The sequence below is a fragment of the Stenotrophomonas rhizophila genome (assembly GCF_020857975.1).
Lineage (GTDB): Bacteria > Pseudomonadota > Gammaproteobacteria > Xanthomonadales > Xanthomonadaceae > Stenotrophomonas > Stenotrophomonas rhizophila_C.
Genome location: NZ_JACWUO010000001.1, coordinates 19319 through 43225, shown reverse-complemented (window position 1 = coordinate 43225; position 23907 = coordinate 19319). Strand labels below are relative to the sequence as shown.

The 23907-nt window shown below is 67.9% G+C and carries 19 protein-coding genes; 8 read left to right on the top strand and 11 right to left on the bottom strand.

Features of this window, described 5'->3' with window-relative positions:
• Window positions 1-7 precede the first annotated feature (7 nt).
• On the bottom strand, window positions 8-1435 hold the full coding sequence (locus IC535_RS00175) for a Do family serine endopeptidase (protein ID WP_228884547.1): 1428 nt from the start codon (window positions 1433-1435) through the stop codon (window positions 8-10).
• A gap of 1004 nt (window positions 1436-2439) precedes the next feature.
• Between IC535_RS00175 and IC535_RS00170 the strand changes: the two genes are divergently transcribed.
• A complete protein-coding gene (locus tag IC535_RS00170; protein ID WP_228884546.1) occupies window positions 2440-3396 on the top strand; it encodes a histone in 957 nt (318 codons plus the stop codon).
• A gap of 313 nt (window positions 3397-3709) precedes the next feature.
• On the opposite strand, the gene IC535_RS00165 is transcribed toward IC535_RS00170, so the two are convergent.
• The gene (locus tag IC535_RS00165; protein ID WP_429000315.1) at window positions 3710-6145 is read right to left on the bottom strand and encodes a DPP IV N-terminal domain-containing protein; all 2436 of its coding nucleotides are present in this window, start codon (window positions 6143-6145) and stop codon (window positions 3710-3712) included.
• Window positions 6146-6304: 159 nt separating this feature from the next.
• Window positions 6305-6667: a DUF1428 domain-containing protein gene (locus IC535_RS00160; RefSeq protein WP_228884545.1), complete on the bottom strand. Its 363-nt coding sequence runs from the start codon at window positions 6665-6667 to the stop codon at window positions 6305-6307.
• Window positions 6668-7049: 382 nt separating this feature from the next.
• Between IC535_RS00160 and IC535_RS00155 the strand changes: the two genes are divergently transcribed.
• The 3 genes from IC535_RS00155 (at window position 7050) to IC535_RS00145 (ending at window position 8497) form a co-directional block, all read left to right on the top strand.
• The gene (locus tag IC535_RS00155) at window positions 7050-7304 is read left to right on the top strand and encodes a hypothetical protein (RefSeq protein WP_228884544.1); all 255 of its coding nucleotides are present in this window, start codon (window positions 7050-7052) and stop codon (window positions 7302-7304) included.
• A gap of 65 nt (window positions 7305-7369) precedes the next feature.
• A complete protein-coding gene (locus IC535_RS00150) occupies window positions 7370-7942 on the top strand; it encodes an Ax21 family protein (RefSeq protein WP_228884543.1) in 573 nt (190 codons plus the stop codon).
• A gap of 126 nt (window positions 7943-8068) precedes the next feature.
• Window positions 8069-8497: an NUDIX domain-containing protein gene (locus IC535_RS00145; protein ID WP_228884542.1), complete on the top strand. Its 429-nt coding sequence runs from the start codon at window positions 8069-8071 to the stop codon at window positions 8495-8497.
• Between the two features lie 9 nt (window positions 8498-8506).
• Here IC535_RS00145 and IC535_RS00140 read toward each other — a convergent pair whose 3' ends face one another.
• Genes IC535_RS00140 through IC535_RS00115 form a run of 6 tightly spaced genes read right to left on the bottom strand, consistent with a single transcriptional unit; the run spans window position 8507 to window position 17329 of the window.
• Window positions 8507-9610, bottom strand: coding sequence for a sugar kinase (locus IC535_RS00140; protein ID WP_228884541.1), 1104 nt, complete (start codon window positions 9608-9610; stop codon window positions 8507-8509).
• Complete coding sequence (locus IC535_RS00135; protein ID WP_228884540.1) at window positions 9607-10788, bottom strand: GDSL-type esterase/lipase family protein; 1182 nt, start codon at window positions 10786-10788, stop codon at window positions 9607-9609. The genes IC535_RS00140 and IC535_RS00135 overlap by 4 nt, the downstream gene beginning before the upstream one ends.
• A 29-nt stretch (window positions 10789-10817) precedes the next feature.
• Window positions 10818-11573 (bottom strand): SDR family NAD(P)-dependent oxidoreductase, encoded by a 756-nt coding sequence (locus IC535_RS00130; protein WP_228884539.1) that lies wholly within the window; start codon window positions 11571-11573, stop codon window positions 10818-10820.
• A gap of 46 nt (window positions 11574-11619) precedes the next feature.
• Window positions 11620-12912 carry an MFS transporter gene (locus tag IC535_RS00125; protein WP_228884538.1) on the bottom strand — a complete coding sequence of 431 codons (1293 nt, stop codon included), beginning with the start codon at window positions 12910-12912 and terminating at the stop codon, window positions 11620-11622.
• Window positions 12909-15140 (bottom strand): oligoalginate lyase, encoded by a 2232-nt coding sequence (locus IC535_RS00120; RefSeq protein ID WP_228884537.1) that lies wholly within the window; start codon window positions 15138-15140, stop codon window positions 12909-12911. The genes IC535_RS00125 and IC535_RS00120 overlap by 4 nt, the downstream gene beginning before the upstream one ends.
• Window positions 15137-17329 carry a polysaccharide lyase 6 family protein gene (locus IC535_RS00115; protein ID WP_228958641.1) on the bottom strand — a complete coding sequence of 731 codons (2193 nt, stop codon included), beginning with the start codon at window positions 17327-17329 and terminating at the stop codon, window positions 15137-15139. Before IC535_RS00115 ends, IC535_RS00120 begins: the two co-directional genes overlap by 4 nt.
• Before the next feature lie 314 nt (window positions 17330-17643).
• Here IC535_RS00115 and IC535_RS00110 point away from each other — a divergent pair, with 314 nt between their 5' ends.
• Both IC535_RS00110 and IC535_RS00105 read left to right on the top strand, forming a co-directional pair.
• Window positions 17644-20529, top strand: a complete 2886-nt coding sequence (locus IC535_RS00110; protein WP_228884535.1) for a TonB-dependent receptor — start codon at window positions 17644-17646, stop codon at window positions 20527-20529.
• A gap of 90 nt (window positions 20530-20619) precedes the next feature.
• Window positions 20620-21363: a FadR/GntR family transcriptional regulator gene (locus IC535_RS00105; protein ID WP_228884534.1), complete on the top strand. Its 744-nt coding sequence runs from the start codon at window positions 20620-20622 to the stop codon at window positions 21361-21363.
• A gap of 21 nt (window positions 21364-21384) precedes the next feature.
• On the opposite strand, the gene IC535_RS00100 is transcribed toward IC535_RS00105, so the two are convergent.
• Entirely contained in the window at window positions 21385-21774 is a 390-nt protein-coding gene (locus IC535_RS00100; protein ID WP_228884533.1) for a DUF6165 family protein, read from the bottom strand.
• 178 nt (window positions 21775-21952) lie between these two features.
• On the opposite strand from IC535_RS00100, the gene IC535_RS00095 reads away from it, so the two are divergent.
• Entirely contained in the window at window positions 21953-22654 is a 702-nt protein-coding gene (locus tag IC535_RS00095) for a TorF family putative porin (protein ID WP_429000314.1), read from the top strand.
• A 139-nt stretch (window positions 22655-22793) separates the two neighbouring features.
• Here the strand turns inward: IC535_RS00095 and IC535_RS00090 are convergent, their stop codons facing one another.
• Complete coding sequence (locus tag IC535_RS00090; RefSeq protein ID WP_228884532.1) at window positions 22794-23264, bottom strand: DUF1456 family protein; 471 nt, start codon at window positions 23262-23264, stop codon at window positions 22794-22796.
• A 156-nt stretch (window positions 23265-23420) separates the two neighbouring features.
• On the opposite strand from IC535_RS00090, the gene IC535_RS00085 reads away from it, so the two are divergent.
• Window positions 23421-23906 (top strand): hypothetical protein, encoded by a 486-nt coding sequence (locus tag IC535_RS00085; RefSeq protein WP_228884531.1) that lies wholly within the window; start codon window positions 23421-23423, stop codon window positions 23904-23906.
• Window position 23907: the final 1 nt, after the last annotated feature.

Sequence of the window (23907 nt, the reverse complement as noted above, 5' to 3'; positions counted from 1 at the left end):
CCGCCGTTCAGCGCATCACCAGCACGCCCGGCGTATTGCCGCGGATGATGCGCAGCACCAGCTGCGCCGGGCGCTGCTGGAAGTTGGCGCGCCAGCTGGCCAGGTCGGCGAACTCGCCGGCGGTGGCTTCGGTGATCACATCGCCGGCGGCCAATCCCGACGTCGCCGCGCGGCTGCCGCGTTTGACCTCGCTGACCTGCACGCCACTGATTCCGGCCTGGCGCAGGGCTTCGGGCAGGTCCACGAAGGTGGCACCGCCCAGCCGCGGGTCCAGCGTGTCGCCGCTGACCGCGCGCGCCTGTTCCTTCAGCGTGGCCTTGAGCTGCAATGGCTTGCTGTCGCGGCGGATCTCAAGGTTCAGCGTGCTGCCCACTGGCTGCAGGCCTTCCACGTTGTGCAGGGCCTGGGCGCTGTCCACGCGCTGGCCGTTTGCCGCCACCACCACATCGCCCGGCCGCAGCCCGGCCGCGGCGCCGCCGGACCCGGCCAGCACCCGCGTCACCAGCGCACCGCGCGCTTCGCCCAGGCCCAGCCCCTGCGCGATCTGCTGGGTCAGGTTCTGCGCTTCCACCCCCAGCGTGCCGCGCACCACCACCCCGTGCTTGACCAGCTGGTCGACCACATCGCGGGCCAGGTTGGACGGAATGGCCAGGCCCAGCCCGATGTTGCCGGCCATGCTGCCCTGCGGATTGAAGCTGGCGGTATTGATGCCCACCAGCTGGCCCTGCAGGTTGACCAGCGCGCCGCCGGAATTGCCCGGGTTGATCGAGGCATCGGTCTGGATGAAGTTCTGGTAGCCCAGCCCGCGGATGCCGCTGCGGCCCACCGCCGAGACGATGCCCGAGGTGACGGTCTGGCTGAAACCGAACGGGTTGCCGATCGCCACCACGAAATCGCCCACGCGCAGCTGTTCGCTGTTGCCCAGCGGCAGCGCGGTGAGCTTGTCGGCCGGAATGCGGATCAGCGCGATGTCGGTGTCGCGGTCCGAGCCGATGAACTCGGCCTTGACCGTGCGCCCGTCGGACAGGGTGACCTGCACGTCGTCGGCGTTGTCGATCACATGGTGGTTGGTCAGGACCAGCCCGGCGCCGGCATCGATGATCACCCCCGAGCCCAGCGATTCGTTGATGCGCTCCTGCGGCACTTCCGGGAACAGGCGGCGGAAGAACGGGTCGTTGAAGTACGGGTTGCGCACCCGCACCACCTGCTTGGTGTTGACGCTGACCACCGCCGGCATCGCCCGCTCCAGCATCGGCGCCAGCGAAGGCATCGCCTGCCCGGCGACGGCGGCCGGCAGCGCGGCGGTGGCCGGAATGGCCAGCGACACTGGCGCGGCCTCGGCGCGGTTGTCCAGGTGGGCGTTGATCGCCGAGGCGATGAAGCCACCGAAGGCGGCGGCAAGTGCGAGCGTAAGCAGGGTCGGGAGCGGTCGCATGGTCCGGCGGTTCCGTAACGAGATGGCAAAGACACGCATACGGTAGTTCAAGCTGAATGAATGTGTGTGGATGCGGCTTAACCAGGTCGCCAGCGCACGGCGGCCGGCGGCCTACCGCGACCGGGCGCGCCGGCCCGGCAGGGGCGTTGACAGGGTGCCGTGCCGGCGTAAGCTGCAAGGGCATCGGCCACAATATGTTGCGTTACCGATCTGGATTTCCCCAAGAGGTTGGGTCTGTCGGCCCGGGGCACTACCCTTCCGCCACGGATGCGCCATGACCGCCACTGTGTTGAACGGTTCTCCATCGCCCCTCCCTGGCCTGCCGTGCGCGGCATCCGGCGCGCATGGTCGTCGCTACGGTCGCATCGGCCTGCCTGTCGTCCCCTGCATGCATCGCCCGGCGCCGGATCGACGCGGGCGCCGGGAGCCTGCGGTCGGCCTGCAGGGAATCGGCTTCGGTATTGACCAGGAGACGCACCCGCGTTGCGTATGCCGATCCATGCATGTGCATGGATCACCGATGGCCCCATGCCGTCGCTGCAACGCGTTGCCGATGGCGCTGCGGCGTGATCGGTAAACGCCACTACCGCATCGCCCAGGGGGGCCGATCAACCGGCGGCATCGACATGCGTTTGACTGCCGCCGCGGCCTGCCACGCGCGGCTCGGAACCGCCGGCCTGCACGGAGGCGGTGGCTGTTTCCCGCGCGAAGATGGCGCAGTTGCCGAGGTAAAGGGCACTGGCCGGACCACCTGCGACGGTCAATTGCACATCGCCTGCATCGGTCTGCCGCGCGCGGGGAAGCGCACGGCGGCAGCAGGCAGGCCAGCGACGGAAGCTGTTTTAAAGGGGTTTGTTGCAGATGCCCGGTTCGCCGGGCGGGCGCAGCGCCGGCCCGCCAAGCACAGATGCGGCGCATGGCGTGCGACAAGACCGTTCCACGAAGCACCGCGCCGGTATAGCATCGCCAGCGATTTGACTAACCAGTCCCCTTAGGAGGCAATCATGAGCAATGGAAATGGCGTGACCGCGACCCTGTCGCACGGCGTAGACGAAGTGAAAGAAGTCGCGGGCAAAGTGGGCGATAGCATCGCCACCACCGCCGAAGACGCCGTGGCATCGGTGAAGAAGACCGTCAAGCGCGCGCGCAAGGCCGCCACCACCCAGGTTGCCAAGGTCAAGAAGGCCGTGCAGAAGGCCGAGAAGACCGTCGCCAAGAAGGCTGACAAGGCCGCCAAGTCGGTGGGCAAGACCCTGGCCGGCGCCAAGAAGAAGCTGGAAGCGGCCAAGAGCAACGCCAAGGCCGAGGCCGCCGCGCTGAAGAAGCAGGTTGCCAAGAAGAAGGCCGCCGCCGAAAAGGCCGTGACCAAGACCACCAAGGCTGCCGGCAAGAAGGCCGCCACCGCCAAGAAGACCGTGACCAAGAAGGCCGCCGTGGCCAAGAAGACCGTCGCCAAGAAGGTCGCCACCGCCAAGAAGGCGGTGACCAAGAAGGCCGCCGCCGCCAAGAAGGTGGTCGGCAAGAAGACCGCCACCGCCAAGAAGGCTGTGGCCAGCAAGTCGGCCGCCGCCAAGAAGGTGGTGGGCAAGAAGGTCGTCGGCAAGAAGACGGTTGCCGCCAAGAAGGTTGTCGGCAAGAAGACCGCCGTGGCCAAGAAGGCGGTCGGCAAGAAGACCGCCGTAGCCAAGAAGGCCGTCGGCAAGAAGGTCGCCGCTGCCAAGAAGACCGTCGGCAAGAAGACTGCCGCTGCCAAGAAGGTGGTCGGCAAGAAGACTGCCGCTGCCAAGAAGGTGATCGGCAAGAAGGCTGCCGTGGCCAAGAAGACGGTCGGCAAGAAGACCGCTGTCGCCAAGAAGGCTGTCGCCAAGAAGGCCGTAGCCCGCAAGGCTGCACCGGCCAAGCGCGCCAGCGCCGCCAAGACCGTGGCCCGCAAGGCCCCGGCCAAGCGCGCCCGCAAGTAAGCAGTACGCACGGCGCCTGCCTCCGGGCGGGCGCCGTGACGCGGCGGCAGGTGTGTGTTCCCTGCGTGCCCGCCCCACGCCTTCGGCGTGCGTCTCCACCCTGTTGCGCCCATTGCCGGTAGCGAACATCAGCGGCAGCCTCTCGGCTGGGCCGACCGGCGTGCTGCCCGACTATCGGTCAGGGTTTGCGTACTGCAATCACCCGGTACTGCTTCTGCTGGCCCAGGCGTGGCACCTTTTCATCGATGCACGCGGGTATGCAATGGGTACGCGGCCATCACCGGAGACTGCAGGTAACGGTTGAACTAGCCGCTCAATCCCGCTGCACACCCAACTGATACGCCGGTGGTGTGGCGCCCATCAGGTGGGTGACGAAGTAGTCCCACATCCGGCGCATGTAATACAGGTCGTTGCGGAACAGTTCGTGGTCCTGGTTGGCCAGGTACAGCAGGTCGTAGTCCTTGTTGGCGGCATTGAGCGCGCGGGCAAGCTGCAGGGTCAGTGCCGGCATCGCGTTCTCGTCCAGGTCGCCATACACCAGCAGCAGACGGCCGCGCAGCTGGTGGGCCAGCGCACCGTTGTCCAGCGGCTGGAACAGCGCGGGCACGGCCGCAGCATCGGGGCGGACGGCGCTGCCGTCGGCATACACCGGCTGCCCGCCCACCAGGCGGTCCATGCCGTGGATGGCGCCGCCATACATGCCCTGGAAACTGTGGCTGCCGGCCGAGGCAACGCCCACCTTGTAGAACTGCGGATGGCGCAGCAGCGCACGCGCGGCGCTGTAGCCGCCGAAGGAATGCCCATAGATGCCCACCCGCTCCAGGTCCATGCCGGGGTAGCGCGCGGCCAGTTGCCTGATCGCGGCCACATGATCATCCAGCTGCAGGTCGGCGGCGGTCAGGAAGCTGCTGTCGTGGAATGCCCTGGAACGGCCGGGGGTGCCCCGTGCGTCGATGCTGACCACCACGAAGCCGAGCTGGGCCAGGCTGGCGCGCGCCACCGGGTTGGTGGTGGCGGTGGCTTCGACGAAGCCGACCGGTGCGTTGCTGACGTGCGGGCCGCCGTACATCGCATCGATTACCGGGTGCCGCCCGCGTTCGGTATAGCCCGGTGGCAGGTAGACCGTGGCGTACAGCGTGGTGTGGCCATCGGCGGCCACGACCTGTTCGCGCCGGGGCGGTTGCCAGCCGGCTGCGCGGACCGCGCTGTCGTCGGCCTGCTCCAGTGGCAACACCACGCGTCCGTCGCGGGTGCTGCGCAACACGCTGATCGGCGGCTGTGCCAGCGTGGACCAGGTATCGACCACCCACTCCGACGAGGGCGCAAGCAGCTGTGGATCGCGCCCGCCCATCAGGGGGCCCGGGCCGGCGTCGATGGCATGGTCGGCCGCCTCCGGGGTGAGCAGCTCCGGCTCGCCGCCGTCCAGCGCCACCCGGTACAGGCGTCGCTGGTAAGGGTCGCCCGGCTCGCGGCCGCCCGCGGTGAAGAACAGCTGCCGTTCCTCGGCATCCACGCCGACCACATCGCGTACCAGCCAGTTGCCGCTGGTCAGCTGGCGCACGATCGTGCCGTCGCGCGCGTCCACCAGGTACAGGTGGCCCCAGCCATCGCGCTGGGAGAACCACACTACCTGGTTGCGGCCGGGCAGCACGCGCACCGCCGGCCGGTTGTAGGGGTAGCTGTTGAGCTGCACCCGGGTGTCGGAAGACTCTTCCAGCACGGTACGCACCCGGGCCGTGCCCAGGTCCACTTCGACCAGGCGGATACGGGCGGGGCGGTCGTAGCGCACGATGGCGGTGTACACCTTGTCCGCATCGGCGGACCAGCCCAGTACGCCGGCCTCGGTGAGGCTGTGCCAGCCGTCGGGTATGGCGATGCGGCGGGTGCGGGCGCTGTGCACGTCGGTGACGAACCAGGCATCGCGCACCTGTTCGGCATCGCCCAGCAGGCCCAGCCTGACCTGGTGCACGATCGGGCGCACGCCATCGGTCGGCGCGGTGGCCAGGTACGGATAGGCTTGCACGTGGCGTTCGTCGTAGCGCACGCCAAACAGGCGTTGGCCGTCCGGTGCCCAGGACACCGCGAACGGGGGGGTGTGCATCCTGCCCTGGCGACGCGGGATACCGCGCAGCGCGAAGTCCGGCAGTACGCCATAGCCGTGCGATGGCTCCCCATCGTGGGTGAGCGCGGTGGGCTTGCCCGCATCGGCGGCAAGCAGCCACAGGTTGTCGTCGCGCACCACCACCGAGCGCCTTCCATCCGGTGACGGCAGGGCCTGCGGGTTGGGTGCGGTCAGCGCAACCGGTACGCAGCGGTACGCCGGCAGCGTGCAGCGCTGGCCCTGCAGGGGGCCGCTGCGCAGCACCAGTTGCAGCGTCTGGTTCCCGGCAGGAATGACCCGTTCCAGCTTCTCCAGGGTGGCTGCGGCCTGCGCATCGCCGGCGGTCTGCAGCGCATCGCCCAGCCGCGTGGGATCGAACAGCGGCAGGCGCGAGGGATGCCGGGGATCGACCAGCAGGTAGTCGGTGCGTCCGCCGGGCCCCTGGCGCCGGTACCAGAAACGCCCATCGTCCAGCCACTGCGGCAGCACCGACGGATTGGTCACGCGGCCGCGCAGCTGCGCATCCAGCACGCGTTCGGCACGGGTGTAGTCGTCAACGCTGACCGCGGCCTCGGCCGGTACCGGGGCCAGCCCTAGCGCCAGCGCGACGAGAATGCTGGCGCTGATGCCGCCAATGGTGAAAGGCACTGCCGATCCTTCTGTCATTCCTGGCTCCCTGGGGCTGGCGGGCCGGCCACGTTGTCGCCGGCCTCCCTTGTCGCCCCAGCATGCAGGGCGACAAAGGGGGCGGGCAAGCCACAGGGCGCGGCAGCGCCGAGCTGCGCCGCCGCGGCACCCGGCCCGCCGCTACCTGCCGCCGAGGTCGACCACCGGCACAAACCCGCCGTAGATCATGCGCTTGCCGTCGAACGGCATCGGGTTGTTGGCCGGGTCCATGCGCGGGTCGGCCATCATCTTTTCCATACCGGCATCGCGGGTGGCCTTGTCGGGCCATTCGATCCACGAAAACACCACGGTTTCATCCGGTTTGGCTTCCACCGCGCGGAAGAAATCGGTCTGTTTGCCATGGCTGACGTCATCGCCCCAACACTCCACCACGCGCAGCGCGCCGTACTCCACGATCATCGCGTCGGCCTCGCGGGCGTGGGCAAGGAACTTGTCTTTGTTGGCGGTGGGGACGGCCAGCACGAAACCATCGATATAGGACATGGGTTGCCTCCGGTGGGTCACGGCGCGCCGGAATGGGCGCCTGGTCTGTATACGACGAACACGGGCGGGGGAAATCGACACTGCGCCGGGCCGCGCCGTAGCGGTGTGAGGGAGACGCAGGGGGCGCGTGATAGTGATCGGCATGTAATTCAGTCACTTACGGAAATATTCCGGCGATAAGCCCGCTTGTCGTGTCAGAGAATTCCTAATCCAGACTAAGAACCGTCTGATAGAACCCGTGACGGAATCAGCCCAGAATCGAGCTGCCGGAAAGGAAGCATCCCCAGCGACCTGAGGTCTGGCGCCGGATCGGTGTCAGCCGGTGTATCACCGAGGAAGGGCGCGTTAGCCGACTACTCCCCAAGAGCGGCTTCCCCAACGCGTGACGCCCCGCAAGGGCATCGTCGTGACCCGTTTCCTTTTGCCGATGCTGGCGTGTCGCCAGTTTCCCCGGCCGCTTCCCCGAAGGTTCAGCATCGTCGCCGGCGCAATCGCTGCGTTGCGCCGCGCGCCGCTGTTTTTCAGTGGTTTGCGCGCCGCGCGCGTGTGCCAGAGCGCAACTGAACCCTTGCCAAAAATTCAGCGGAATGAAAACGCCGAACTTCAGGGCGGGTTAGGGCGAATAACGGAGAATTAACTTTCCGATGCAGGCCGGCGCCCCGCGCCATCTGCAAGAAGTTCAAGACAAAAAGGTGTACCCCCATGAAGACTTCGTTGATTGCCCTGGCCCTCGCCGCCGCCCTGCCGTTCGCCGCTTCGGCTGCCGAAGGCCTGTCCTACAACTACGCTGAAGGCGATTACGTCAAGACCGACGCCGACGGTGGCAAGGCCGATGGTTGGGGTGTGAAGGGTTCCTACGGCTTCCTGCCGAACTTCCACGCCTTCGGTGAGTACAGCCAGCAGAAGACCGACATCGGCAACTTCAAGGTTGACCAGTGGCGCGTCGGCGTGGGCTACAACCAGGAAATCGGCAACAGCACCGATTTCGTCGGCCGCGTTGCCTACAACAAGTTCGACCCGAAGGAAGGCCTGGACTTCAACGGCTACAGCGCTGAAGCCGGTATCCGTACCGCGTTCGGCCAGCACGCCGAAGTCTATGCGATGGCCGGCTACGAGGATTACAGCAAGAAGCACGGCATCAACCCGGATGGCGAGTTCTACGGCCGCCTGGGTGGCCAGGTGAAGTTGAACCAGAACTGGGGCATCAACGGCGACATCAAGATGAACCGCCACGGCGACAAGGAATGGTCGGTCGGCCCGCGCTTCAGCTGGTAATAGCGGCGTGACCGCAACGCCACGCGCCTGATCGGCGTGGCAGGAAAGGCCCGGCATTGCCGGGCCTTTTCCGTTTGGGCCGCCGTTGCCGATACGCTATGCCTTCCCTACCGAGGACAGGCCCGCATGAACCCACAGAACGACCTGCAACGCCCGCGGCTGGGCTGCGGTGCGGTCATCCAGCGCGCCGACGGTGCGATCCTGTTGCTGCTGCGCGGGCGCCAGCCCGAGCAGGGCCACTGGAGCCTGCCCGGCGGCAAGGTCGACTGGATGGAAACCGTCGAGCACGCCGTGGTCCGCGAAGTCGAGGAGGAAACCGGGCTGCGCGTGGCGGTGGAGCGCCTGCTGTGCGTGGTGGACCACTTCGAACCAGCGCTGGCCCAGCACTGGGTGGCGCCGGTGTACGTGGTGCGCATGCTCGATGCGGCCCAGGTGGCGCAGGTGCGCGAGCCCGAGGCCCTGCCGGAACTGGGTTGGTTCACCGCCGACGCGCTGCCTGCGCCATTGACCACCTCGGCGCGGCGCGCGCTGGCCGAGCTGTCGATGGCGCACTGAGCGAGGCGCTCAGCGCCGCGCCGCCGCTCCCTCGCCACGCGCCACCGCTTCCACTTCCTGCAGGCTGGCGCAGGCGGTATCGCCCGGCGTGGACATCGCCAGCGCGCCATGCGCGGCGCCCAGCGCCACTGCAGCCTGCTCGCCCTTGCCCGCCAGCAGTGCATGCACCACCCCGGCCACGAACGCATCGCCACCGCCGACCCGGTCCAGCAGGTCCACTTCGCGCGCAGCGGACACGAACAATTGCTGGCGCGTGCGCAGCGCGCCGGCCCAGCCGTTGCGGGCGGCGTTGCCGGCATCGCGCAGGGTGAATGCCACCGCCTGCAGGTTGGGGAACTGCTGCAATGCCCGTTGTGCGGCCGCATCGGCCGGGCCCACGTCCATCGGCGTGGCGCGCCGGCCCAGGTCGGCCAGGTCCATGCCCAGGCAGGCGGCGAAGGAATACTCGTCGCCCACCAGCAGGTCGCATTCTGCCGCGATGGCGCAGTTGGCGTGGCGCGCCGCATCCGGATCGGGATGGCTGTTCCACAGGCTGGCGCGGTAGTTGAGGTCGTAGGACACCGCCACCCCATGCCGGCGTGCGGCCTGCACCGCCGCGATCGCGGTGCGCGCGCTGTGCTCGGAAAGGGCAGCGAAGATGCCGCCGGTATGCAGCCAGCGCACGCCGTCGCGGCCGAACAGCGCATCCCAGTCGTACTCATGCGGTTGCAGCTGCGCGGCAGCCGAATACGCCCGGTCGGATACCCCCAGCGGAGCACGCACCCCGAAGCCGCGCTCGGTGAAGTTCAGCCCCATCCGCGTGTTGCGGCCGATGCCGTCGTACTCGCGCCATACGATCTGGCTGGCATCCACCCCGCCGGCCTGGATCAACTGCTGGGCCAGCACGCCCAGCTCATTGCGCGGCAGCGCAGTGAGTACGCCGCTGCGGTGGCCGAAGGTGCTGCACAGCCCGCGGGCCACGTTGTATTCGCCGCCGCCTTCCCAGACCTGGAACTGGCGCGCGTTGCGGATGCGCCCTTCACCCGGGTCGAAACGCAGCATCACCTCGCCCAGCGCCAGCGCGTCCCAGCGCGGGGCAGCGTGCGGGGCCAGCCGGAACTGCTGCGCACTCATCGTGCGCGGCAGCCGAGCAGGCCCAGGTCGACGCCGGCGGCCATGCGCCGGTAGCCTTCATCATTGGGATGCAGGTAGTCGCGGGTGATGTCGCCGGGCAGGCTTTCGGGGTTGGCCGGATCGCGCAGCATCGCATCGAAATCGATCAGCGCATCAAAGCCGCTGCGCCCGCCGCGCATCCAGGTGTTGAGGCTGGTGCGGGTGGCCGCCGAGATCGGCTCGTAACGGTCCGAACCACCGAACGGGGTGAGGGTGGCGGCGATCGCGCCGATGCCATTGCCGTGCAGGCGCTCGGCGATCTGCCGGTAGCCCAGCACCATGTCCTCGGCATTGCGGCCGGGCTTGGGCGGGGTGCCGCCGTCGTGGCGGATATCGTTGATGCCTTCGAACACGATCACCTTGGCCACGTTGGGCAGGGCGATCACATCGCGGTCCAACCGGGCCAGCGCACTGTGGCTGCGCCCGTGGTCCATCACCTTGTTGCCGCTGATGCCGGCATTGACCAGCACCACCTGGTCCGGGCAGACCTGCTGCAGGCGCGCGGCCAGCAGTGCCGGCCAATCGCCGTTGCTGCCACGGGTGGCCGTGGCGCCCTCGGTGATCGAATCGCCCAGCGCCACCACCACCACCGGCTTGCTGCTGCGTTCGGCCAACACTGCCGACACCACGTTCTGCCGGTACGCCAGCTTGACCTTGTCGGCCACCTCGGCCTGGCGGCCGTCGGCGATGCGCAGCGCGGTGCGGCGCACGGCCGGGCGGGTGGCATCGGGGAAGTACACGGTCAGCGATACATCGGCCAGCGCCGGCACCGTCATCGCCACCGGGTCGCTGAGCAGGGCCGCGCCGACCGGCACCACCACTGCGCTGCGACCATTGAAGGTGACCAGCTTGGCCGGGGTGGCCGTGCCGGTGCGTTGCGCCGATGCGCCGCCGATGGTCAGCGGCGCATCGCCGAGTTCATTGCTGATGCGGAAGCGCAGCGCCGTGGCCGAACTGGCCAGGCGCATGTCCTGGCGCACGGTCTGGTGGGCGAACTGCACCGGTGCTTCGGGGGTGCCGTCCTGGCGGTCCGGTGCCGGCGAGGCGGTCCACGCCGGCACCCAGACCTGGGCATGGGCGGGCAGCGCAGCGGCGCTGGTGGCAAGTGCAATCGAAAATGCAGAGATCCAGCGCAGCATGTCAGCCCTCCCAGGCGGTCAGCAGTCGATCAAGAGAAGTAGGTGCCGCCGTTGACGTCGACGTTGGCACCGGTGATGAAGCCGGCTGCATCCGAGGCCAGGTACACCGCGGTATCGGCCGCTTCCTGCGGGCGGCCCTGGCGGCGCAGGGGGGTATTGCCAGCCACCGCGGTACGCACTTCGGGCTTGGTGAATTCGTCGTGGAAACGGGTGGCGATCATGCCGCAGCACAGCGCGTTGACCCGGATCCCGCGCGGGCCCAGTTCCTTGGCCATGGCACGGGTGAAGGTCATCACCGCAGCCTTGGCGGTGGCGTAGATCGCCGCGCCCGGGCCACCGCCATCGCGGCCGGCCTGCGAGGCGAAGTTGACGATCGCGCCGCCCTCGGGCATATGCGGCACCACTGCGTGGGTGGTCAGGTAGACCGAGCTCATATTGAGGTCCATCACCTTGTGGAAGAACGCCTCGTCGATCTCGGCCAGCGGACGGCGCTGCACCATGCCGCCGGCCACGTTGACCAGCACGTCGATGCGCTCACCGAACGCGGCCTGGGTGGCGGCCACCATGCCGGCCACCGCCTTGGCATCGGTGACGTCGGCGCGGTGCACGATCGCGGTGCCACCGGCCGCCTCGATCTGCTTCAGGGTGTCCTGCGCGCTGGCTTCGTCGTTGGCGTAGTTGATGCACACCTTGGCGCCGGCGGCGGCCAGCTTGATCGAAATCTCGCGGCCGATGTCGCGGCCGCCACCGGTGACGATGGCCACCTTGTCGTTGAATTGGGTCATGGAAAAACTCCAGTAGTGCGTTGGGGGAAAGGAAAGAAGAGAGGGTTCAGCGCGGTTGGGCCGGGCCGTCGAGTTTTTCGACGCGGCCGGTGACCAGCCACAGCGCCAGCAGCGAGGCCGGCACCAGCGCGGCCACCAGGATGAAAATGGGAGCGTAGGATTGATGGGTCATCACCGGCACCAGCCAGGTGGTGATCAGCGTGCCGGCCACCGCGGCCATGCCGCCCAGCCCGGCCACCGAGCCGACGGATTTGCCGCTGAAGATGTCGCCGGGCAGGGTCTGGATGTTGCCGATGGCGATCTGGAAGCCGAACAGCACGAAGGCGATGGTCACCACTGCCCACATCGGGTCGGTGGCCAGCACCGCGCCGAGCAGGGCCGGGGCCATGATCGCCCCGCCCAGGGTGATGACCACCTTGCGGGCGCGGTCCACGCTCCAGCCGGCGCCGATCAAGCGCCCGGACAACCAGCCGCCGCCGAGGCTGCCGATCATCGCGCCCACGTAGGGCACCCAGGCGAAGATGCCGATCTGCTTGATGTCGAAACCGAAGGTGTCGGCCAGGTAGAGCGGCAGCCAGGACACGAACAGCCACCAGATCGGGTCCAGGAAGAACCGCGAAATCAGGATGCCCCAGGTCTGCCGATGGCCCAGCAGCTGGCGCATGCTGGGTACGTACTCGGCCTTGGGCGTGGCCGACGGTTCGGCCGGTGCATCCAGGATCAACGCACGCTCGGCCGCGCTCACCCACGGGTGCTTGTCCGGCCCGGCGCGGTAGATGATCAGCCACGGCAGCAGCCAGATGAAGCCGATCGCGCCGATCAGGATGAAGGTGCCGCGCCAGCCCAGCCACAGGAACAGCACCGCGATCAGCGGCGCCGACACGATCGCGCCGATCGACGCGCCGGCGTTGAACACGCCCTGCGCCAGCGCCCGCTCACGCGCAGGGAACCATTCGGCATTGGCCTTGACCGCGCCCGGCCACGCGCCGGCCTCGCTGATGCCCAGCATCGCCCGGACCAGGCTGAAGGACAGGATCGAATGGGTCACCGAATGCAGCGCGATCGAGACCGACCACACCGCGATCGACAGCGCAAAGCCCAGCCGGGTGCCGATGATGTCGAACAGCCGGCCGAACACGAACTGACCGGCGGCGTAGAACAGCATGAACACCGTCACCAGCAGCGCATAGTCCTCCTTGGTGGCGCCGACATCCTTGGAGATCTGCGGCCACATCACCGCCAGTGCGTTGCGGTCGATGTAGTTGATGACCGTGGCGATGGCGATCAGCGCCACGATCAGCCAACGGACGTAGGTGCGGGCCTGGGTGGTGACTTTCATTTGCCGTCCTTGCCGGTGCCGGTATCAAAGCGCTTCCAGCCGCCGTCCCAGTGCCAGCTGTGGCCACCGCCACTCACCTCATGGCTGCCGGGTTTGTTCGGTTCGTCGGCGATGCCTACCGCCACCCGCTTGCCGCCGGCCAGGTCCAGCACCAGCACGTCGGCATCCTGGCCGCGGTAATGGGCGATCGCATCGATGCGGCTGTTGGCGCCGCGCACCGTCTCGGCGGTGCCGTCGTACTGGCCGTGCGGTTCGAGCACGCCATAGAAGGTGGTGGCGGCCTGGCCGTCCACGCGCTGCAGCAGCATCGGCTCGCGGCGCAGGTTGAACGAGGGGTCGTTGGCGCCGCTCTCGCCGATCAGCGCCCGCGATGGCGCCGTGCTGGCGAAGCGATAGGTATAGAAGCGCCCGTCCAGCAGCCAGGTCAGGCTGCGCGGCTGGCTGGTGGGCTCGCTGGCCGCGTCGATCCAGACGTGCTGGTAGCCATTGGCCTTGCCCAGCACCGGCCGGTTGGCCACCGCCGACTGGGTCTTGAAGCCCACGTCCATGATGTGGCCGTTGAAGTGCAGCGGCAGGTCATAGCGTGCGGCCTTGCCGCCGGTCACCCGCAGCAGGTCCAGCACCACCGGCTCGGTCAGTGCCGGGTGGGCCAGCAGTACCTGGGTGCGGGTGAAGCTGACGCCGTCGTAGGCGCCGTCCATGCGCGCCGAGGCGATCTGGGTGTCATCGCCGGCCGCGAACAGCAGCGGCGCCGGCGCCAGCGCCTGGCCCTGCTTCCAGTCGCCGCCGAAGTGGCTCTGTTCGTTCACCACCAGCGTGTTGTGGGCGATGGTTTGCCGCGCCCAGCTGTTGTTCTCGGGCAGGTAGATGCCGCCGGCCTTGGCTTCGATATTGAGGAAGCGGGCGGCGCCGTAGTCGGTGACCACGCGCTGGCCGTTGTCGTAGAACAGCCAGTTGAGCTTGTCGAAGTGGCCGTGGCCCATGCCCTGCTTGGTGTTCTTCATCACCAGCGCCTGGCCGTCGGGGCCGCCCATGCGCAGGATCGCCAACGCGCCTTCGGTGCCGTCCGGGCCATCGCGGAGCAGGGTGGGCACGAACGCGAACGGCTTGGCCTTGTCCTGCGCCAGCGCCTGGGCCACCTGCAGGCCTTCGGGCGAGAGCAGCACGCGCTTCTGGGCCTGGGCTACCGACAGCAGCCGCGCGTCGCCGGTCTGCGCGTAGGCGATGTCGATCCCGGCCACCAGTTCCTCGGTGTCCAGGCCCTTGTCCAGGATGGCGTCGTTGATCGGGAAGAAATAGCCGCCGTAGCTGCTCTGCACCAGCGCGTCGACCGCCTTCAGCAGCACCCCGTCGCGGCGCTTGAAGATGCCGCGCTGCGGTTCGTTGCGCTGCACCGCGTTGGCGAACAGGATGAACGGCGCCAGCGCGTAGCGCTGGTAGTACGGGCCTTCCTCGTAATAGCCGTCCGGCGAGAACAGCTGGTCCACCTGCTTGAGGAAGCCGGCGCTGCCGTCGCGCCTGCTGCCATTCAAGGCCTTGTCGACATAGGTTTGATCGCGCAGCACATAGCCGGTCATGCCCACCGCGGCCACCGCCCAGGTGGCGTGGTTGTGGATCTTGTCGAAGTTTTCCGGGGTGCTGCTGAGGAAATCGGCCATCGGCCGGAACACCTTGTCATCGATGGTGGCGCGGTCGGCGGCGCTGAGGCTGTCGCGGATCGCGTCATAGCCCTGCACCGCGCTCACCAGCCACACCGAGTCGTTGAGCGTCTGCCAGAACAGCCGGCCGGGAATCTGGCCGCGGCCGTGCGGGTGCGCGCCCAGCCCGGGGTAGAGCTTGGCGTAGCCCAGCAGCAGGTCGCGCGCGTAGTCGGCGTAGACCTTGTCGCCGGTCAGCCGGTACAGCGCGCCGGCGGCCTGGATGGCCTGGTAATTGCGCTTGTGCTGCTCATGGGTGTAACCGCCGCCCTTGTCCTTGGGCACCGGCACGTCGATGCCGGCCTTGAGCATGCCGCGCACCAGCCGTTCGGCGCGCTGCTGCTCCCTGGCGAACACCGGGTAGCTGGCGCCGTCGCTGCGCATCTGTTGCCACTGCGCGGCGGTGACCAGCACCGGGGCGCTGGTGGCGGCCGCCTGCGCGGTGCCGGGCGCGGCAGCGGCCACGGCGGGCAGGGCGGCGGCGCCGAAGGCGGCGGCCAGCAGCAGCATCAAGGGCGTGGAACGCGTCATGGCAGGGTCTCGGCTGGAGTATCGGACTGCATTGCCGCCGTGGCGGTAAGCACGTTGTCGCGTACGCGCAGGCGGGGCTCGCCGACGCGGTGGCTGAAGCGCACGCGGCCGCTGTGCGCGAACCGGTTGCCGGTGAGGGTGGCGGTCTGCACGCCGTGCAGGCGCAGGCTGGTGTCGGCGGCCACGCCGACATTGTCGAGCTGGTTGCCATGCACGCGCAGGGTAGGCCCGAAGGTGCTCTCGTCGGTGCCGCCGCGGTACAGGTTCAACAGCGGCCCGCCGATGCGGCGGAACTGCGAGTCCACGATGTCCACCTGTTCGGCGTTGTAGGTACCCAGGTCGTCGGTCTCGGCGGCCGCGGCGATCACGCTGCCGCTGATGTCCTCCACCGTGGTGTTGTCCAGTGCGATGCGCGCGGCCAGGCTGCCCTTGCCGGCGTTGATCACGTCGAAGGCTTTGTTGGCGGTCAGCCCGTGGATGCGGCTGTGCTCGATCAGCAGCGTGTAGTTGAAGGCCTGGCTGCCCGGGGCGATGCGCACCACCGCGTTGCCGGCCGCGTCCGGTGCCAGCGCGCCGTCGATATCCAGCCGCGACAGCTTCAACGCGCCGCCGGCACGGATCTCGAACAGGCTGGGGCGGCTGAACTGCAGGCTGGCCCGGCCGCGGCGGGGGCCGACCACGCTCAACGGGTGGTCCACGCCCAGCACCTGGTCCACCCGGTACAGGCCACGCTGCAATTGCAGCTGGTCGCCCGGTGCGCTGGCAGCGATGGCACGGCGCAGCGTGTCATCGCCGGGGGCGACGTTGCGCACCTTGCCGCTGTCCAGCGCAACGCTGCCCAACGTTTTCGGATACCACGGCACGCCCACCTGCTCGCGCGCGATCGGCGCCAGGTCGCGCGGCGCGCCGGCGGCCACGGTTTCCACCGGGTACTGCAGGCCGTTGGCCGCGCGCTGCAGGGTCAGCGGCATGGCGCTGACCCCGCCGGGGAAGCCGGGCGACAGCGTCGGGCTCTGCACGTTGGCGCTGAAGGCGATCCCGGACAGGTCGCCCTGGCTGCGCAGCAGCTCGTCGCTGCCAGTGCCGATGAACAGGTTGCCGGCGATGCGGCTGTTGACCGGCATCGCATTGCGCTCCTCGTCCAGCCCGGCGCCGAGGAACAGCTGGCGCACCTGGATGAAGCTGTTGCGCTCGATCACCGCATCGTCCACCTGCTCGTAGCGGTTCAACGGCGCATCGCGGGTACCGGCCATCACCGCCAGCGCGGCGGCGAAGTTGTCGCCGGCCAGGTTCTCGAAATAGTTGTCGCGCACGATCTGGTTGCGGTTGATCACCCGCACCCCGCCGGTATGCGCCTTGTTGTTGCCGAGGAACACATTGCGTTCGACCACGTTGCCGTGGCCGTGGCGCAGCACCAGCGACCCGCGCGATTCGAAGAACACATTGCCGCGGTACAGATTGCCGCCGGACTTGCTGGAGACGATCTCCACCTCGCCGTCGCAGTGCTCGAACCAGTTGTTTTCCACCACCGTATTGGAATCGGACTGCGAGTCGGTACTGGTGCCCACCCGGATCGTTTCGCCGCCGTTGCTGCCCAGGTTGGGGCGCGGGCCAAACCAGTTGTGGTCGATGCGGTGCCGGTTGTCCAGGCCGCTGCTGGTATTGCGTACCACCACCAGGGTGGTGCCGGCATTGGTCTTGCCCAGCAGCTGGTTGTGGTCGAAGCGGTTGTACTGGCCGTACATCCCCACCCAGTTGTCCGATTGCTGGCGGTCGGGCTTGTTGTAGCCGTCGATCACCACCCCGGTCACCCGGCTGTGGGTGGCCCAGGCCTTGGACGAGGCGCGGAAGGAAACCACTTCGCTGCCCGGCGCCCAGCCATCGCGGAACACCAGGTTGGATACTTCCAGGTAGGCCCCGGCCAAACGCAGCCGGGATTGCCCGCTGAGGATCACCTTGCCGGGGGTCTGTGCTGTCAGACGAATTGGTTGACCAGTTGTACCGGTGCCCTGCACCAGCAGGTCCATATCGCGCCAGATGCCGTCGGCCAGGATCACCGTATCGCCGGGCTGCAGCGCGCGGGTGGCCGCCGCGTACTCGGCGGCGTCGCGAACCAGGTGGTCGGCGGCGAACGCCGGCAAGCTGCCCAGGCTGAGGCCCAGCAGCAGCGCGGTGGCCAGCGGACGCAATGTCGTCGGCGTGTGTGAGTGTCGCAAAGTCACAGGCTTACCCTCCCAGATCAACCGTGGCATTCAACGTGAGTCTGGATCGTAGCAGGTCGCGGGGCGCGAACGTCAACCACAATCGCATACCACTTTAGGTGCATGTGGTTAGCCTGTTGCGCATATTCCTGCTGCATCCGCACATTAAATACGCGGTAAGTGGTCTAGGCGGAACACCGGGGTAGACTTTAGTACCAATTTGTTGACATTGGTCCTCCAACGGTGAATCTTCCGGATCGAATCCGTGTAATCGGACGATCCATCCTGGGAGGGAGATCACGATGTTGCATGACCGCCGTACGGCCTCGCCACGAGGCCTTCGCCCCACCGCGCTGCACACCGCGCTGTTCTATGCCCTGTGCAGCACCGCGGCGCTGCCGCTGGCGCACGCGCAGGACGCTGCCGAGCCGCCGCCGGCCCAGGCCACCACCCTGGACCAGGTCCAGGTCACCGGTATCCGCGGCACCATCCAGACCTCGATCGACAAGAAGCGCGAGGAGACGGTGATCGCCGACGTGCTGGCCGCCGAGGACATCGGCGACCTGCCGGCACTGTCGATCGGCGAGGCGATCGAAACCATCACCGGCGCCTCCACCCACCGCGAAAAGGGCGGCGCGTCGGAAATCTCGATCCGCGGCCTGGGCCCGTTCCTGGGTTCGTCCACCTTCAATGGCCGCGAAGCCACCAACGGCAGCGGCGACCGCTCGGTGAACTTCAACCAGTTCCCGTCCGAACTGATCAACGCGGTGGCCATCTACAAGACCCAGCGCGCCGATTTCGTCGAAGGCGGCGTGGCCGGTACGGTCAACATGGAAACGGTCAAACCGCTGGAGTACGGCAAGCGCACCATCCAGCTCGATGGCCGCGGCACCTGGCAGGACTACGACAACCGCCTCAAGGACAAGGACGGGGTGGGCTGGCGCGGTACCGCCAGCTACATCGACCAGTTCGACATGGGCGGCGCCGGCAAGCTGGGCGTGTCGGTCGGCGTGCAGGCGCTGGAAGGCAGCAACCCGGAGGAAATGTTCTCCAGCAGTTCCACCTGGGCGGCCTGCGACGGCCGCGAAGTGGTCGGCGCCACCCGCAACTGCACCACGGTGGACGGCAACCAGGTCGCCAACGGCGTGCCGTACTACCTGGTGCCCAGCAGCCGCATCTACCGCCAGTTCATCGAGCACGACAAGCGCGACTCGCAGTTCGCCGCGCTGCAGTGGCGGCCCAACGATGCGCTGGAGGTCAACCTGGACTACCAGCATTCCAAGCGCGACTACACCGAAGACCGTTCGGACCTGTCGCTGTCGTCGATGATGCGCAACCTCAACAACCGCGTGGTCAGCGACGACGGCGCGCTGCTGCACCACACCGGCAGCACCACGATTGATTCCACCGGCAATTTCCTCGAGCGCAAGGAGGAATACACCGGCGGCGGGCTCAACGTGATCTTCCGGCCCACCCCGGCCTGGACCCTGTCCACCGACCTGTCCTACTCCAACACCCAGCGCGACCAGATCGAACGCTCCACCCGCCTGCGCGCCGGCCGCACCGACGTCAACGGCAGGCCGGTGGGCGGCATCAAGAACACCCGCTACGTCGACTACACCTACGACTACAGCGGCGATGTGCCCAGCATTTATCTCGATCCGGCGTTCGATGTGAACAACCCGGACAACTACACCGACTCGGCGCTGGTTCGCCGCCGCCAGCAGAACCGCCAGCACACCATCCGTGCGCAGCGTTTCGATGCGGCCTTCACCCCGGAAAGCGGCTTCTTCACCGCGATCAAGGGCGGCCTGCGCCATTCCGAAGCCACCTATACCGACTTCACCGACACCCGCGACATCACCACCACCAACGTGGCGGCGATCCGCGCGGCCAACCGCGCCTGCCGCCAGGAGTTCCCGCAGAAGGACTTCCTGGCCAACGCCAGCGGCAACACCATCGACCAGTGGGCCAGCTTCGACAGCCGCTGCCTGTTCAAGGCCTTCACCGGCGTGGACGACACCGGCCTGAGCGCAGACCTGCGCGACCCGGCCAACAACGATGTCACCGAGAAGACCAACGCCATCTACCTGATGGGCGATTACAGCAGCGAGTGGTTCGGCCTGCCGGTCACCGGCAACATCGGCCTGCGCTGGGTGCGCACCGACGTCAGCTCGGTCGGCCTGCGCAGCGGCATGGACGTGACCAACAACCCCGACGGCACCGTCACCCTGCGCCCCACCGGCGAGTTCACCCGCCAGGTGCTCAAGTCCAGCAACGACCAGTGGCTGCCCAGCTTCAACGCCGCCTTCGAACTGCGCCCGGACCTGCTGCTGCGGGTGGGGGCCTACCGCGCCATGTCGCGCCCGGACCTGGCCGCCGAAGGTTACGGCCGCAGCTTCAACCTGGACGAGGCCGACACCGAGTTCGGCAGCGTCGCCGATGCGCTGGGCAGCATCACCGCCACCGGCAACCCGCGCGCCAAGCCGCTGATGTCGTGGAATGCCGATGTCTCGCTGGAGTGGTATGCCAACGCCGACACGATGCTGTCCACCGCCATCTACTACAAGCAGTTCAACGGCGGCTCGGTGCCGGTGGTGGTGGGCGAAACCTTCGACATCGATGGCCAGAGCGTCACCGTGCCGGTCGAACAGCTGGCCACCAGCGACCAGAAAAGCGACCTGATCGGCTTCGAGCTGACCGGCTCGCATACCTTCAGCTACCTGCCGGGGATCTTCTCCGGGCTGGGCGTGAAGGCCAGCTACAACTACGCCCACTCCAACTTCAAGACCGAAGACCTGCGCCTGGGCGAGTCCACCGACCCGGCCACCGGCGTGTTCACCCCCGGTATCGTCGAGCCGGCCAACATCTTCGGGCTGTCCGAGCACGTGGCCTCGGCCCAGGTCTACTGGGGCCTGGGCAAGCTGGACCTGCAGGCGATCTACAAGTACCGCTCGGACTATTACCAGCAGTTCGTCGGCGACCCCTCGCAGAACCGCTATGTGCGCGACAATGGCTCGCTGGACTTCCGCGCCACCTACAAGGTGAACAAGCACCTGTCGCTGTCGCTGTCGGCCAGCAACCTCACCGATGAGCCGCGGGTGTCGGATATGCCCATCCTGGGTAGCTTCCGCGAGTACACCACCTACGGGCGGCGCTATTATCTGGGGGTGCGCTACCGCTTCTGAGGACGGTGGCGCGGCTTTCCGGCCGCGCCGCTGCCTGAGGGCGCGGCCCGAGTGTTGGTCCCCAGCCACCTGTCAGCCAGGCCTTTGATGATGTCCGAACCGCGTCTGTACCAGTCCATTGCCGCCGAAATCGTCGCGCTGATCGAGAAGGGCGAATTCCCGCCAGGCTCGCGCCTGCCCGGCGAACGCGACCTGGCCGAACGCCTGGGGGTGAGCCGGGTAACGGTGCGCGAGGCGGAAATCGCGCTGGAAGCGCAGGGCCTGATCACCATCAAGACCGGCTCGGGCGTGTATGTGAAGGCCAAGCCGTCGCAGGCGCCGGGCGCGTTGCCCGACGTCTCGGCGTTCGACCTGACCGCCGCCCGTGCGGTGATCGAGGCCGAAGCGGCGGCGATGGCGGCCAGCCGCATCACCGATGCCGAACTGGAGGACCTGGCCGGGCTGATCGCGGCCATGGTCGACCCGGCCTCGGGCGAGGCGGCAGCCAGCGAGGCCGACCGCCAGTTCCACCTGTCCATCGCCCGCATTGCCGGCAACCCGGTGGTGGAGCACTGCGTGCAGCTGATCTGGCGGATGCGCAACGAGCTGCCGCGGGTCAAGCAGGTGTATGCCAACGTCTGCCACAACGACGATGACACCCGCGATGAAGAACACACCGCCATCCTCGATGCGCTGCGCCAGCGCGACCCGGCCGGCGCCCGCCTGGCGATGCGCAACCACTTCCAGCGCCTGTTCGAATCGATGCTGGAAGCCACCGAGAACGAAGCCCTGGCCGAAATCCGCCGGCGCACCCAGCAGGACCGCGAACGCTTCATGGCCGCCACCGGGCACTGAGCCCGGCGTGGCCGGGGTGGCTTACTCGCCCTGGTACTGCTTTTCTTCAACCAGCGCGGAGCCTGCGATGCGGTTGATCTCGTTCTTGACCTTCACCCGTTCCCCGTTGGTGCCATAAACCCCACGCGCCAGCTGGATGAAGGCGTCATCGAAGACCTGCGCCGCTTCCTTGTCGCGCAGCTGGTCCTGGATCACCCACATGCGCTCGTTGATCGCCTTGAGCTGGGTCTTCAGCGCATCCAGCCCGGGTTGCGCGTCCAGCTGCTGCTGCCACAGCGGCCACAGCCCCTGCAGCTCCTTGCGTACATTGGCGTTCTTGTCCGCATCGGCGATGCGCTCGGCCTTGATTTCCAGGATGGTGATCTTGTCGATCAGCTCGCCAATCGATACCGGGGTCAGGATCGCGTCCACGCCGTTACTCGCAACAGGGTCAGGGCGCCCATCATAACGCGGGCTCCAAACGGCCAGCGCCGATGCAGGATTTACAGTGAATTTGCGCCGAACCGGCGGCGCCGCCATGGCGGCTTTACGCCCGCTGCGGGAACACTGCCCACCTCGACGGCGCCGCCGTCCGATGGAGTGCAGTGTGGTGGTCGAACAATCGAAAGGGCGTCTGGCGCGCCGTGGCTGCGGGCTGCTGCTCGGCCTGGCCGTGAGTGGGGCGGCGTCGGCCGCGGTGGAAGGCAACGCGACGCTGACCACCGATTACGTGTGGCGCGGCAGTTCGCAAAGCGACGGCGACCCGGCCGCGCAGGCGGGGGTGAAGCTGGGCAGCGAGAGCGGCTGGTATGCGTCGGTGTGGGGTTCAGGGGTATCGTTTCGCCCGGACAACGGCGCGCGCAGCGAGTTCGACGTGGTGGCCGGTTGGGGCGGGGCGCTGGGCAATGACTGGGCGCTGGACGTGAACCTGACCCGTTACCTGTACCCGTCCAGCGATGTGGACCTGGACTGGACCGAGCTCAACAGCACGCTGACCTGGCAGCAACGCTACTGGCTGCAGGTGGGGGTCTCCGACGATGCCCTGGCCGGCGGCCACAGCGGCACCTACGCCCAACTTGGCGCGCGCCTGCCGTTGGGCCAGCAGTGGCGGCTGGAAGGGGCGGTGGGCCATTACTGGCTGGACAGCGCGCAGGGCGACGACTACCTGCACGGGCAACTCAGTGCCATCTGGAAGGTCCACGGCCCCTGGGAACTGCGCCTGACCGCGCACGACACCGACGGCGCAGGCAAGCGCCTGTTCCCCGGCAACGCCGGCTCACGCGTGGAGTTCGCGCTGCAGACCGCATTCTGAACCTCGCGGCATTGCTTGCCGCTACCGGGCGGCGGTCGCCCTTGCCCGGTAGTGCCGGCCGCTGGCCGGCTGCTTTGGCTGTAGCGCGCGTACACCGCCACGTCCACCGGATCGGCATCGGCCGATCCGCCCCCCCAACTCAGGCCGCGCGCACCCGCAGCGTCAACCCCTTCAGGAAGTTGCGCAGCATCTGGTCGCCGCAGGCGCGGTAGTTCTTGTGGTCCGGCTGGCGGAACAGCGCCGACAGCTCCGGCTTGGACACCGAAAAACCGGCCGCATCGAAGATCTCGTGCATGTCCACGTCCTTCAGCTGGAACGCCACGCGCAGCTTCTTCAGCACCAGGTTGTTGGTGATGCGCTTTTCCACCGGGCGCACTGGCTGGCTCTCGTCGCGGCCACGGAAATGCACGATCAGCCCGTCCAGGAAATGCCCCAGGGTACGGTCGTCGCAGGGCACGAAACCTTCCTCATCTTCCTTGCGCAGCCAACCGGCCACGTCGGCCTTGTCGACCACGAAGGTCGGGTCGGCCAGGGCACAGGTATCGACGATCATGCCGTCGCTGAGGTCGAGCATGTAGCGGATGCTGCGCAGTACATCGTTGTTGATCATGTCACGTCCAATACCGCCGGCGCGGCTGCGCGGCTGGCCGCCATTTTACCCCCTGCCGGGCCCGGCCCCACGGTGGCCGCCTGTCGCTGTCATCTGGCTGCCATGAAAGTGAAGCACAGTGCCGCCTTCAGGCATCGACAGGCAGTGGAGCAGGCAATGCGCAGGTGGCAGGCAGTGGCGGGTGTGGGAATGCTGTGGCTGGCCGGGTCGGCTGCCGCCCAGGTGCCCTACGTGGCAATCGAACAGCGCGTGGACCCGCAGGAACTGGCCCAGGTGGGGCTCACCCCCGCCCAGCTGCAGACCCTGAACCGCCTGTTGCGGCAAGCCGATGAGCGCGCGCCACCGCCGCCGGTGGCCGCCGCCCCGGTCGCCGCGCCCGGCGCGCCCACCCCGGCCCCGATGTTCCCCGGTCTGGACGACGGCCCCATCAAGGCCAGGGTCACCGGCCAGGTGGACGGATGGGCCCCGGGCTCGGTGTTCACTCTCGACAACGGCCAGCAGTGGCAGGTGCTCAAGGGCGAGATGAAGCTCAAGGCCAGCCGCAGCAACCCCGAGATCGTCGTGGTGCCCGGCATTGCCGGCCGCTGGTTCCTGCAGGTGGATGAAGACCTGCCCAAGGCGCGCGTGTTCCGCATTCGCTGAT

Excerpts from the sequence above, each read along its gene's own strand:
- IC535_RS00175 (WP_228884547.1), bottom strand. The coding sequence starts at position 1,435 with ATGCGACCGCTCCCGACCCTGCTTACGCTCGCACTTGCCGCCGCCTTC.
- IC535_RS00170 (WP_228884546.1), top strand. The coding sequence starts at position 2,440 with ATGAGCAATGGAAATGGCGTGACCGCGACCCTGTCGCACGGCGTAGAC.
- IC535_RS00160 (WP_228884545.1), bottom strand. The coding sequence starts at position 6,667 with ATGTCCTATATCGATGGTTTCGTGCTGGCCGTCCCCACCGCCAACAAA.
- IC535_RS00150 (WP_228884543.1), top strand. The coding sequence starts at position 7,370 with ATGAAGACTTCGTTGATTGCCCTGGCCCTCGCCGCCGCCCTGCCGTTC.
- IC535_RS00145 (WP_228884542.1), top strand. The coding sequence starts at position 8,069 with ATGAACCCACAGAACGACCTGCAACGCCCGCGGCTGGGCTGCGGTGCG.
- IC535_RS00140 (WP_228884541.1), bottom strand. The coding sequence starts at position 9,610 with ATGAGTGCGCAGCAGTTCCGGCTGGCCCCGCACGCTGCCCCGCGCTGG.
- IC535_RS00135 (WP_228884540.1), bottom strand. The coding sequence starts at position 10,788 with ATGCTGCGCTGGATCTCTGCATTTTCGATTGCACTTGCCACCAGCGCC.
- IC535_RS00130 (WP_228884539.1), bottom strand. The coding sequence starts at position 11,573 with ATGACCCAATTCAACGACAAGGTGGCCATCGTCACCGGTGGCGGCCGC.
- IC535_RS00125 (WP_228884538.1), bottom strand. The coding sequence starts at position 12,912 with ATGAAAGTCACCACCCAGGCCCGCACCTACGTCCGTTGGCTGATCGTG.
- IC535_RS00120 (WP_228884537.1), bottom strand. The coding sequence starts at position 15,140 with ATGACGCGTTCCACGCCCTTGATGCTGCTGCTGGCCGCCGCCTTCGGC.
- IC535_RS00110 (WP_228884535.1), top strand. The coding sequence starts at position 17,644 with ATGTTGCATGACCGCCGTACGGCCTCGCCACGAGGCCTTCGCCCCACC.
- IC535_RS00105 (WP_228884534.1), top strand. The coding sequence starts at position 20,620 with ATGTCCGAACCGCGTCTGTACCAGTCCATTGCCGCCGAAATCGTCGCG.
- IC535_RS00090 (WP_228884532.1), bottom strand. The coding sequence starts at position 23,264 with ATGATCAACAACGATGTACTGCGCAGCATCCGCTACATGCTCGACCTC.
- IC535_RS00085 (WP_228884531.1), top strand. The coding sequence starts at position 23,421 with ATGCGCAGGTGGCAGGCAGTGGCGGGTGTGGGAATGCTGTGGCTGGCC.